Raw genomic sequence first — 11,530 nt, forward strand, 5'->3', positions numbered from 1 at the left:
CGACGGCGGCCGTCCGCGACGACCCTGTTGGTGGCCGCGCATGGGTCCGATTAAGATCCTAGCCTACTCGCTCCGGAGGTCTCATGCGCCCGCTTCTCGCTGCCGCCCTGCTGATCGCCCTGCCCATCGCCGCCGCCCGGGCCGAGCCCGCGGACCGGCTCGCCGCCGTGACCCAGGCCGGGGTGCTGAAAATCTGCACCACCGGCGACTACAAGCCCTTCACCTATCTCGATCCGGCCAAGAACGCGTTCGAGGGCATCGACATCGACATGGCCAAGGATCTCGCCGCCGCGATCGGGGTGAAGGCCGAATTCGTCAAGACCAGCTGGAAGACGATGATGGCCGACTTCACCGGCGGCGCCTGCGACGTCGCCATGGGCGGCATCAGCATCACCCTGCCGCGGCAGAAGCAGGCCTTCTTCAGCGTTCCGGTCATGGTCGACGGCAAGACCCCGATCACCCGCTGCGAGAATGTCGACAAGTTCGAGACCATCACCCAGATCGACCGGCCCGACGTCACGCTGGTGGTCAATCCCGGCGGCACCAATGAGAGCTTCGCGCGCGAGACGATGAAGGCGGCGAAGATCGATCTCTTCCCCGACAACACCAAGATCTTCGACGAGATCCTGGCCGGCCGCGCCGACCTGATGATCACCGATGCCAGCGAAACCCGGCTGCAGCAGAAGCTGCGGCCCGGCCTGTGCGCGGTGCATCCGGACCAGCCCTTCACCTTCGCCGAGAAGGCCTATCTGCTGCCGCAGGGCGACGAGGTGTTCAAGGCCTTCGTCGACCAGTGGCTGCACCTGCGCCTGCACGACGGCGGGTACCGCAAGATCAGCGCCGCCTGGCTGGGCTGAGGCGAGAGACCCCCTCCCATTGCCGCCGAGATTCACCATATGTGGCGGGCCATGAAAACAGAACGCGACCGGAAAGAGTGATGAGCACCTTCTTCAGCCGATCGGGCAGGATCTTCGCGACCCTCGCCCTCGGGCTGGGTGTCATGCTGGTCGCCGTCGACCATGCCGATGCGCGGCGCATATCTCCTGGTGGGGGCTTCGGCAGCCGCGGCGAGCGGACGTACCAGTCCCCGCCCGCCACCCCCACCGCACCCGGCACGGCGGCGCCGATCGATCGGTCCATGACGCCGCGCAGCCAGGCGGCCCAGCCGGCTCAGGCCCAGCCGGCGCCCGGCATGCAGGACCCTGCGCGCGGCAGGTTCGGTGGCTTCGGCGGCATCTTCGGCGGCCTGATGCTGGGTGGTCTCGTCGGCATGCTGCTCGGCAACGGCATCGGCGCCGCCGCCGGCCTGGTCGGGCTGGTTCTGCAGATCGGCCTCGTCGTCCTTGCGGTGATGGCGTTCAGGCGCTTCTTCGGGCGTGGGGCCGCCTATGCCGGTGCGGCAGCGCCTTCCATGCAGCGCCAGGCGTCCGGCGGCCTCGCTGCGGGGCTGGCGAATTTCAGGTCTGCGCCGCAGCCAGGGGCGTCGACGCCCCGGTCATCGGGAGACGAGATCGGCATCGGTCGTTCGGACCTCGACGCCTTCGAGCGGCTGCTCGGCGAGATCCAGGCCGCCTATGGCGCCGAGGATTTCGCGCGCCTGCGCGCTCGCACCACGCCGGAGGTCATGTCCTTTTTCGCCGAGGAACTGGGCCAGAACGCGACCCAGGGCGTGAAGAACGAGGTTTCGGACGTTCGCCTGCTGCAGGGTGACCTGGCGGAGTCGTGGCGCGAGGGCGACACCGACTACGCGACCGTCGCCATGCGGTATTCGAGCGTCGATGCCACGCGCGACCGGGAGACCGGCCGGATCGTCGAGGGCGACGCGGAGAAGCCGACCGAGACCGCCGAGATCTGGACCTTCGCCCGCCGGAATCGCGCCGATTGGAAGCTCTCGGCGGTTCAGGCGGCCGCCTGAGGCGACCGGGGCCTGCTCCAGAGCTGGCCCCGCCGCTTACATCCGGCGCAGGGCGATGCCGTCGACCGAATGGTCGGCCGCCTTGTGCAGCACCAGCCGGGCGCGCTGGCGGGTGGGCAGGATGTTCTCGCGCAGGTTGACCCGGTTGATCTCGTCCCAGATGCCGCGGGCGACGCGGCGGGCCTCGGTCTCCGGCAGGTCGCGGTGGTGGTGGAAGTAGGAGGTGGGCTGCTGGAACGCGGTGCGCTGCAGCAGCAGCCGGCGCTCGACGAACCAGCCGGCGATGTCCTCCTCATCGGCGTCGACATAGACCGAGAAGTCGAAGAAGTCCGAGGTCACGACCGACGCGCCGGACGGGGCCTGCAGCACGTTCAGCCCTTCGAAGATCAGGATGTCCGGGCGCCGCACCACCTGCTTCTCGCCCGGCACGATGTCGTAGGCCAGATGGGAATAGACCGGCGCCTCGACCTCGGGCCGGCCGGCCTTCACCGCCGAGAGGAAGCCGATCATCCGGCGCAGGTCGTAGCTTTCCGGGAAGCCCTTGCGCCGCATCAGCCCGCGCTCCTCCAGCTCCTTGCCGGGCAGCAGGAAGCCGTCGGTGGTCACCAGCTCGACCCGGGGATGGTCGGGCCAGCGCGACAGCAGCAGGCGCAGCAGCCGGGCGAAGCTGCTCTTGCCCACGGCGACGCTGCCGGCGACGCCGATGATGTAGGGCGGCGGCGCGCCGGGCCGGCCGAGGAACGCATCCTCCACCCCGCCCAGCGCCCGGGCGGCGGCGACATGCAGGTTCAGCAGGCGCGACAGCGGCAGGTGGATCTCGGTGACGTCGGCCAGCGACACCGGGTCGTTCAGCCCGCGCAGCTCGGCCAGCTCGGCATCCGACAGCGCCAGCGGCGTCGCCGCCCGCAGCGCCGCCCATTCGGCCCGGGTGAAGCGGTCATAGGCGGCGGGCCGGGCCGCGAACAGGTCGGGCACGCGCGACGACCGATTGGGGGAGACCCGAGGGGAGGGGGCTGCTGGCGGATTCGACATCGGGCACTCGCCGTGGACAGGCCGGCAGGGTCCGACGATCCGGCCCCTGAGGGCAAGGCCGATGGAACCCCGGGGCCCACCCGTGGCTTTCTACGGCAGGCATGCGCAGCGGAGGCAGGCGATGGCGGGTCGCAGTTTCTGGTCCGGCTACCTCAAGCTCACCTTGGTCACCTGCCCGGTGCAGATGACCCCGGCGGTGACCCAGGCCGAGCGGGTGCGGTTCCACACCCTGAATGCGGCGACCGGCAACCGCGTGGTCAGCCGCTATGTCGACGGCGTGTCCGGCAAGGCGGTGGCGGAGGCCGACCAGATCCGCGGCTATCCCGTCGGCGAGGACGAGTTCGTGATGCTGGAGGATGACGAGCTCGACGCCGTCGCCCTCGAGACCACCCGGACCATCGACATCGAGACCTTCGTGCCGCGCGATTCGGTCGGTCTGCTGTGGCGCGACCGGCCGCACTACCTGGCGCCGAGCGAGCCGGTCGGCGAGGAGGCCTTCAGCGTCATCCGCGAGGCCATGGTCGCGACCAGGACCGTGGGCCTGTCCAAGCTGGTGCTGTACCGCCGCGAGCGGCCGATCATGATCGAGCCGCGCGGCCTGGGCATGGTGGTGTGGACCCTGCGCCAGGCCGACGAGGTGCGCGACGAGGACACCTATTTCCGCGGCATCAAGCCGGTCGCGCCGTCGAAGGAAGCGATGACCCTGGCCCTGTCGGTGATCAAGGAGCGGCAGACCGACTGGAGCGAGGAGCTGCTGGGCGACCGGGTGCAGGCGTCGCTGAAGAAGATCATCGCGCGCAAGAAGAAGGGCCAGAAGGTGGTCGCATCGAAGCCGGCGCCGGCCGAGACGGGCAAGGTGATCGACCTGATGGCGGCGTTGCGGAAGAGTTTGGAGGCGGACAAGAAGAAGCGGTGAGGGGGCGTCGCCTCTCCCGAGGGGCGCACCCCAACCCCGTCATTGCGAGCGCAGCGAAGCAATCCATGCCAGGCGGTGCCATGGATTGCTTCGTCGGCTTCGCCTCCTCGCAATGACGGAGGGGGGCGCTCTACCGACTACCCGGTCTTTCGCTTGGGCGAGACCGTCTTCCGCTTCGTCTTGCCGGCCGCCTTGGCTTTGGCCGCCTTCACCCCCGCGCTCTCGCGCAAAGCCGCCATCAGGTCGATGACCTGGCCGCGCTTCGGGGCCGGCGGGCGCTTGATGGTCTCGCCGCGCTGCTTCGCCCTGATCAGCTCGGTCAGCGCCGCCTCGTAGCGGTCCTCGAACTTCTCCGGCTCGAACTTGCCCTTCTTCTTGCCGATGATGTGCTCGGCCAGCTCCAGCATCTCGCCGCCGATCTTCAGCTTCGGGATGTCGGCGAAGGCGTCGGCCTCGTCGCGCATCTCGTATTCGAAGTGCAGCAGGTTGGCCAGGAAGCCGGGGCCCTCGGGGCACAGCAGCACCACCCGGTCGCGCCGGAACAGCACGGTGCGGGCGATGCCGACCACGCCGGCCTTCTCGGTGGCGGCGCGGATGACGCCGAACGCCTCCTCCGCCACCTTGTCGGTGGGTGCGAGGTAGTAGGGCCGGTCGATCGCCAGCCGGTCGACCTGGGCACGCGGCACGAAGGCCTCGATCTCGATGGTCTTGGTGCTGTCGGGGATCGCGGCCTCGATCTCCTCCTCGGTCAGGACGACATACTGGTCGTTGTCCAGCGCGTAGCCCTTGACCTGCTGGTCGCGCTCGACCGGCTTGCCGGTCTCGTCGTCGACGAACAGGCGCCGCAGCCGGTTGCCGGTGCGGCGGTTGACCATGTTGAGATGGATCTCGTCGCCGTCGCTGACGGCCGAATACAGGGCGACCGGGCAGGACAGGAAGCCCAGCTTCAACGTGCCCTTCCAGTTCGCGCGCGGCGCCATGGCGTCACCCCGGGATCGACCAGCCTCTTCCCGCAACGGCCGAAGCGACTTTATCGTTCCCGCGCGGGGCGCAGCCGCCGGAACGTTCACCGGCCCGGCGTCGTTGTCCCGGCAGGGAATGCGGAGGCGCCGGTGGCCAAGAGCAGCCTGTCGACCTACAGGACCAAGCGCGACTTCACCAAGACCGCGGAGCCGAGCGGCGCCGACGCCGTGGCCCCGTCCGAACACGGGCGCTTCGTCATCCAGAAGCATGCGGCGACGCGGCTGCACTACGACCTCAGGCTCGAGCTCGACGGCGTGTTCAAATCCTGGGCGGTGACCAAGGGGCCGTCGCTCGACCCGCATGACAAGCGCCTGGCGGTCGAGGTCGAGGACCATCCGCTCGACTATGGCGACTTCGAGGGCACCATCCCCAAGGGCCAGTATGGCGGCGGCACCGTCCAGCTGTGGGACCGCGGCACCTGGGAGCCGGAGGGCAAGCTGTCGCCGCAGCGGGCGCTGGCCAAGGGCGACCTGAAGTTCACCCTGCATGGCAAGCGCTTGCACGGCAGCTGGGTGCTGGTGCGGATGAAGCGCGACCGCACCGGCGGCCAGCGCACCAACTGGCTGCTGATCAAGCATCGCGACGAGCATGCGGTCGAAGGCGACGGCGACGCGGTGCTGGCCGAGGACCGCTCGGTCGCCTCCGGCCGCGCCATGGCCGACATCGCCGCCGGGCGGGGACGCGGGCCGAAGCCGTTCATGCTGGCCGGCAAGGCCGCCGCCAAGGCCGATGCGGTGTGGGAGTCGACGCCGGAATCGGGGGCGGCGAAATCCGGCACGGCGAAGCCCAAGGCCACCCGCGCCCGCAAGGCGCCGGCCGCGGACATGCCCGATTTCATCCCGCCGCAGCTGGCCCAGTCGGTCGACCGGCCGCCGACCGGCGGCGGCTGGGCGCATGAGATCAAGTTCGACGGCTACCGGACGCAGCTGCGGATCGAGGACGGCACCGCCACGCTGAAGACCCGCAAGGGGCTGGACTGGACCCAGAAGTTCGGCGCCATCGCCGCGGCGGCGAAGGGCTGGCCGGACGCCATCATCGACGGCGAGGTGGTGGCGCTGGACGAGAACGGCCATCCGGATTTCGCTGCGCTGCAGGTGGCGCTGTCGGAGGGCAAGACCGAGGATCTGGTCTTCTTCGCCTTCGACCTGCTGTTCGAGGGCGGCCGCGACTGGCGGGCCGATCCGCTGTCGGCGCGCAAGGGCCGGCTGCAGGAGCTGCTGGCGGGGCAGGGGGCCGACGCCACTTCCGCCATCCGCTATGTCGAGCATTTCGAGGAGGCCGGCGACGCGGTGCTGCGCTCGGCCTGCCGGCTGTCGCTCGAAGGCATCATCTCGAAGCGCCTCGACGCCGCCTACCAATCCGGCCGCACCGACCGCTGGACCAAGGCCAAGTGCCGCGGCGGGCACGAGGTGGTGATCGGCGGCTGGTCGACCACCGGCAACCGCTTCCGCTCGCTGCTGGTCGGGGTCCATCGCGGCGGCCATCTCGTCCATATCGGCCGGGTCGGCACCGGCTATGGCGCCGCCAAGGTCGCCCGGCTGCTGCCGAAGCTGCAGGCGGTGGAGGCCGAAACCTCGCCCTTCACCGGCCCTGGCGCGCCCCGCGGCGACAAGACCATCCATTGGGTGAAGCCCGAGCTGGTGGCCGAGATCGAATTCGCCGGCTGGACCGGGTCGGGCATGGTCCGCCAAGCCGCGTTCAAGGGCCTGCGCGAGGACAAGCCGGCGGCGGAGGTCGAGGCCGACGCCCCGGCGCCGCGGACGGAGCTGGCGGAGCCGGTGCCGGCCAAATCCGCCGCTCCGGCGCGCGGCCGCGCCACCAGCGGCGGCAAGCCGGTGGTGATGGGCGTCGCCCTGTCCCATGCCGACAAGGCGCTGTGGCCGGATGCCGGCGACCGCAAGCCGGTGACCAAGCAGGATCTGGCGCTGTATCTGGAGGCGGTCGGGCCCTGGATGCTGCCGCACATCCAGGGCCGTCCGTGCTCGATCCTGCGGGCGCCGGACGGGATCGGCGGCCAGATCTTCTTCCAGCGCCACGCCATGCCCGGCACCTCCAGCCTGATCTCGCTGGTCAAGGTGGCGGGCGACCGCAAGCCCTATCTGCAGATCGACCGCATCGAGGGGCTGGCCGCGGTGGCGCAGTCGGGCGGGCTGGAGCTGCACCCCTGGAACAATTGGCCGGGCGAACCCGACCGGCCCGGCCGGCTGGTGTTCGACCTGGATCCGGGCCCCGGGGTCGAGTTCGCCGCGGTGGTCGAGGCCGCGCGCGAGATGAAGGACCGGCTGGAGGCGTTGGGCCTGGTCCCGTTCTGCAAGACCACCGGCGGCAAGGGGCTGCATGTGGTGACGCCGCTGGCCAAGGCACGCAGCGTCGACTGGCCGGCGGCAAAGGCCTTCGCCCGCGAGGTCTGCCGCCGCATGGCCGAGGACCAGCCGGACCGCTATCTCGTCACCATGGCCAAGGCCAAGCGCGAGGGCCGCATCTTCCTCGACTATCTCCGCAACGACCGGATGTCGACCTCGGTGGCGCCGTTGTCGCCGCGGGCCAGGCCCGGCGCCACGGTGTCGATGCCCCTGACCTGGGACCAGGTGCGCCACGACCTGGACCCCAAGCGCTACACCCTCCGCACCGTGCCGGCGCTGCTGGCCAAGAGCAAGGCGTGGGACGGCTACGACGCCGCCGCCCGCCCGCTGGACGGCGCGATCAAGCGCCTGGAGGGAAAGAAGGCGGCCTGAGGGGGTGGCACGGCCTCACCATCCCCACCGTCGTCATTGCGAGCGCAGCGAAGCAATCCATGGCGCCGCCTGGCATGGATTGCTTCGTCGGCTGCGCCTCCTCGCAATGACGAAAGAGGGGAAGGCCTCGAAAAATCCGCCCTTTACCCCGTCTCCGGCCCTGCGCGTCGCTGTCCGGCATAGGGTGACCCCGGCGGCTTGTCCCGGGCCTCGGCCTCCGCCCAGTCCTCCTCCGCCCAGGGGCTCCAGTCGGGTTCGATGCCCAGCTGCCGGCACAGCCGGGCCGCGGCCTCGCCCAGCGGGCGGTCCAGCACATCAGGGTCCAGCACCGGATCGATCTCCGGGAGCATGTGTTTGCAGGTCGGGACAGTGCGTCGCCGATCCCTCTTGCGCATCGCCGGGCGCCGCGTTAAACCCGATCCCGCATCCAGAGCTGGGCTGACGCCCACGCCAACCTGCCTCCCGGGCAAGGTGGTGGCTCCTCGCAAGAGGGGCGATGCGGCCAGACCGGCAAACAAACGGGTCGAAAGCCGCGCGTCAGCCCTCCTCGCAACCGCGATGGAGGGTTTTTAAATGTCCGAGATCAGCCCCGCCGAGATCCCGCTCGCCGGCCCCGAAGACACCGTCGAACGGCTCGACGAGCGCCCCTGTCCCGGCCGCCACGACCCCGACCGGCGCGAGATCCTCTACGGCGTGGTCCATCGCGGCGCCGGGCTGTGGACCCATCTCTACCGCGTCGTCATCGCCCGCGCCGCGGTGCGCCCGGAAATCCATCTCGACCGCGTGCTGCCGGGCGACCGCCTGGGCGACCTGCGGCGGGCCTATGGTGTGGCGGCGGAGCTGGCGGCGTAAGCCGTCGCGGATCGCGACGGCCTTTCAGGCCGCCCGGACGTAGCGGCCGGGGGCGTCTTCGATCGGGGTCAGTTTGCCGTCGCCGGGCTGGCGGGCCGGGACCTGGCCGCCGGCGTGGCGGGCCACCCATTTCTGCCATTCCGGCCACCACGACCCCTCCACCGCCGTGGCCGCCTTCAGCCAGGCCTCGGGGCTCTTCGGCGTGCGGGTGTTGACCCAATGGCTGTACTTCTTCGCCGCCGGCGGGTTGACCACCCCGGCGATGTGGCCGGAGGCGCTGAGGCAGAACCGCACCGGCCCGCCGAACAGCTGGGTCGCGGCATAGGTCGAGGCCCAGGGCGCGATGTGGTCCTCGCGCGTCGACAGCATGAAGGTCGGGGTCTTGATGGTGCCGAGGTCGATCGGCACCCCGGCCAGGCTGATCCCGCCCGGCTGCGCCAGCCGGTTCTCCTGGTACATGTTGCGCAGGTAGAAGCTGTGCATCGCCGCCGGCATGCGGGTGGTGTCGCTGTTCCAGTACAGGAGGTCGAAGGGGAAGGGGTCCTTGCCCAGGAGGTAGTTGTTGACCACGAAGGACCAGATCAGGTCGTTGGCGCGCAGCAGGTTGAAGGTCGACGCCATCGCCCCGCCCTCGAGATAGCCCTTGCCGGCCATCCGCGCCTCGATCGCCTGCAGCTGCTCCTCGTCGACGAAGATGCCGAGCTCCCCGGGATCGGTGAAGTCGGTCAGGGTGGTCAGGTAGGTGGCGCTCTTGATGCGGTCGTCGCCCTTGGCCGTCATCCAGGCCAGGGTGCTGGCCAAGAGCGTGCCGCCCAGGCAGTAGCCGACGGCGTTGACCTCGCGCTCGCCGGTCGCCTGCTCGATCGCGCCCAGCGCCGCCAGCGGCCCCTCCAGCATGTAGTCGGCGAAGCTCTTGCCCGCCAGCCGGCCGTCGGGGTTGACCCAGGAGATCACGAAGACGGTGTGGCCCTGCTCGACCGCCCAGCGGATCAGGCTGTTCTGCGGCTTGAGGTCCAGGATGTAGAATTTGTTGATCCAGGGGGGGATCACCAGCAGCGGCCGCCGCGCCACCGTCTCGGTGGCCGGGTGGTACTGGATCAGCTGCATCAGCTCGGTCTCGAACACCACCTTGCCCGGGGTCAGGGCGATGTTGCGGCCGATCTCGAAGGCGTCGCGGTCGGTCATGCTGATCGCCAGCTCGCCGCGGCCGCGCTCCAGGTCGGCCAGCATGTTCTCCAGCCCCTTGACCAGGTTCTCGCCGCGCGACTCCAGGGTGCTGCGCAGCACCTCGGGGTTGGTGGCGACGAAGTTCGAGGGCGCCATCGCGTCGATGAACTGGCGGGTGTAGAAATCGACCTTCTTGGCGGTCTTGGCGTCCAGCCCCTCGACCTCGCGCACCGACCCCTGCAGCCAGCGCGCGGTCAGCAGGTAGGACTGCTTGATGAAGTCGAACACCGCGACCTCGTTCCAGGCCGGGTCCTTGAAGCGCTTGTCGCCCTTCTCCGCCGTCACCAGCGGCTCGGCCTCCTGGCCCATCAGGCGCTGGGTGGTGCGGCTCCACAGCGTGGCGTAGTCCTGCCACAGCGACATCTGGGTCTGCAGCAACCGGGTCGGGTCGCTCATCATCCGCTTGGTCATCGCCAGGAAGGCCGAGCCGATGTTCAGCGGGTCGATCTCCGGCGTCTCGCCGTGGCGCTGCTTCTCCAGGAAGGCCGTGACCAGGCGCGAACTGCGGTCGGCGATCTCCATCATGCGGCGGCCGAGTTCGGCCGGATCGGCGGTGGGGGCTTGCGCTGCGGCCGGGCCGGGCTTGGCCGGGTCGGAGCCGGCGCGGACGCGTTCGGTCATGGACGGCGGTCTCCCCTGCGGATCTGCGGCGCTGCCCGATGCGACCGTTTCAACGGGTCGAACGCCGCTTATCCGCCACTTTGCACGGCCATCCTCTTTCCAGTCCACCCTTTCAACGAAGTGTGCTAGGCACGTGCCCATGCGTCGCACCGTCCCTCTCTCGATCGTCTCCGCCCGCCCCCGGCTTCCGGCCCGGGGCGTCGTCGCCGCCACTGTCCTCGGCCTCGCTCTGGCAGGCTGCGGCGGTCGCCTGTTCGACGGCACGCCCTATGCGGGCGATGTGCAATCCTCCGTCCCGAAGGCCGAGACCGCCGAGGTCACGCCGCTCGGACCAGCCGAGGCACCGCCGGTGCCCAGCGTCGGCGGGCCGCTCGGGACCGAGCAGACGGCGAACACCAAGACCTATCAGGTGCCGCTGCTGGCCCAGACCGACGCCGACCGCGCGGCGATGCAGCAGGCCCAGGCGCAGCAGCGGGCAGGGCAGCAGGCCCAGCAGCAGCAGCGCCAGGCGCAGCTGAACGCCCAGCGCCAGGCCGCCTTCGAGGCCCAGCAGCGCCAGGCCGCGGCGCAGCAGCAGGCCCAGCAGCAGCCGGCCCAGCAGCCCACCGGCACCGTGGCGCCCCTGACCTTCGGCCAGCGCCGCGCCACCGCCGCCCCGTCGGCGATGGAGGCGATGCCGCGCCCGGCCTCGCCGCAGACCTATCCCAATCTCGGCAGCGTGCCCGAGAAGCCCGAGAACCTGCCGACGCCGGAAGAGCGGGCGGCGGTGCGCAACCAGCTCGAGGCCGACCGTGCCGCCTCCGGCGCGCCGGGTGCCTTGAGCTTCGGCAACAAGGCGGCGGGCACCGCCCCGGCCCCGGCGGAATCGAAGCCGGCCTTCAGCTTCAACAACCGGGTGGTCGGCACGGTCAAGTTCGACAGCGGCAGCACGACCATGCCGGCCGCCGGCAACAGCACCGTCGAGACCGTCGCCAAGACGGCGCAGAGCCCGAAGCTGCGCGTCGTCGGCTACGGCGCGGGTGACGGCGCGGCCCAGGCCAAGGCGCGGGCCGAAGCGGTGGCCGCGGCCCTGCGCGCCGCCGGCGTCGACCCGGCCCGCATCGTCACCGGCGGTTCGGCCGACACCCGGGCGAACATCACCGACGAGCAGGCCGCCCGCGTCGAAATCTACCTCGCCAACTAAGCCACGCACCGGACGCCCCGACATGG

The 11,530-nt window shown here is 70.5% G+C and carries 10 protein-coding genes and 1 riboswitch; of the genes, 6 read left to right on the top strand and 4 right to left on the bottom strand.

The features are described from left to right. Positions 1-83 precede the first annotated feature (83 nt). Together AB4112_RS15690 and AB4112_RS15695 are read left to right on the top strand one after the other, a co-directional pair. The gene (locus AB4112_RS15690; protein WP_309792043.1) at positions 84-857 is read left to right on the top strand and encodes a transporter substrate-binding domain-containing protein; all 774 of its coding nucleotides are present in this window, start codon (positions 84-86) and stop codon (positions 855-857) included. A gap of 80 nt (positions 858-937) precedes the next feature. Then, on the top strand, positions 938-1,915 hold the full coding sequence (locus tag AB4112_RS15695; RefSeq protein ID WP_441720853.1) for a Tim44 domain-containing protein: 978 nt from the start codon (positions 938-940) through the stop codon (positions 1,913-1,915). Between the two features lie 36 nt (positions 1,916-1,951). On the opposite strand, the gene coaA is transcribed toward AB4112_RS15695, so the two are convergent. After that, on the bottom strand, positions 1,952-2,890 hold the full coding sequence (coaA, locus tag AB4112_RS15700; RefSeq protein WP_441720855.1) for a type I pantothenate kinase: 939 nt from the start codon (positions 2,888-2,890) through the stop codon (positions 1,952-1,954). A gap of 178 nt (positions 2,891-3,068) precedes the next feature. On the opposite strand from coaA, the gene ku (AB4112_RS15705) reads away from it, so the two are divergent. Beyond that, a complete protein-coding gene (gene ku, locus AB4112_RS15705) occupies positions 3,069-3,863 on the top strand; it encodes a non-homologous end joining protein Ku (RefSeq protein ID WP_441720857.1) in 795 nt (264 codons plus the stop codon). A gap of 137 nt (positions 3,864-4,000) precedes the next feature. Here ku (AB4112_RS15705) and ku (AB4112_RS15710) read toward each other — a convergent pair whose 3' ends face one another. Continuing rightward, on the bottom strand, positions 4,001-4,843 hold the full coding sequence (gene ku / locus AB4112_RS15710) for a non-homologous end joining protein Ku (protein WP_441720859.1): 843 nt from the start codon (positions 4,841-4,843) through the stop codon (positions 4,001-4,003). 132 nt (positions 4,844-4,975) lie between these two features. On the opposite strand from ku (AB4112_RS15710), the gene ligD reads away from it, so the two are divergent. After that, the gene (gene ligD, locus AB4112_RS15715; RefSeq protein ID WP_441720861.1) at positions 4,976-7,621 is read left to right on the top strand and encodes a DNA ligase D; all 2,646 of its coding nucleotides are present in this window, start codon (positions 4,976-4,978) and stop codon (positions 7,619-7,621) included. A 143-nt stretch (positions 7,622-7,764) separates the two neighbouring features. Here ligD and AB4112_RS15720 read toward each other — a convergent pair whose 3' ends face one another. Next, complete coding sequence (locus AB4112_RS15720; protein ID WP_309792051.1) at positions 7,765-7,971, bottom strand: hypothetical protein; 207 nt, start codon at positions 7,969-7,971, stop codon at positions 7,765-7,767. A gap of 68 nt (positions 7,972-8,039) precedes the next feature. Further along, positions 8,040-8,149: riboswitch (SAM-I-IV-variant riboswitch) on the top strand. 45 nt (positions 8,150-8,194) lie between these two features. Here AB4112_RS15720 and AB4112_RS15725 point away from each other — a divergent pair. After that, a complete protein-coding gene (locus AB4112_RS15725) occupies positions 8,195-8,473 on the top strand; it encodes a hypothetical protein (RefSeq protein WP_309792052.1) in 279 nt (92 codons plus the stop codon). Positions 8,474-8,497: 24 nt separating this feature from the next. Here AB4112_RS15725 and phaC read toward each other — a convergent pair whose 3' ends face one another. Next, complete coding sequence (gene phaC, locus AB4112_RS15730; RefSeq protein WP_441720863.1) at positions 8,498-10,321, bottom strand: class I poly(R)-hydroxyalkanoic acid synthase; 1,824 nt, start codon at positions 10,319-10,321, stop codon at positions 8,498-8,500. Positions 10,322-10,460: 139 nt separating this feature from the next. On the opposite strand from phaC, the gene AB4112_RS15735 reads away from it, so the two are divergent. Then, the gene (locus tag AB4112_RS15735) at positions 10,461-11,504 is read left to right on the top strand and encodes an OmpA family protein (protein ID WP_441720865.1); all 1,044 of its coding nucleotides are present in this window, start codon (positions 10,461-10,463) and stop codon (positions 11,502-11,504) included. Positions 11,505-11,530: the final 26 nt, after the last annotated feature.

The sequence above is a fragment of the Inquilinus sp. 2KB_23 genome, from assembly GCF_052115705.1.
Classification (GTDB): Bacteria; Pseudomonadota; Alphaproteobacteria; order DSM-16000; family Inquilinaceae; genus Inquilinus; species Inquilinus ginsengisoli_A.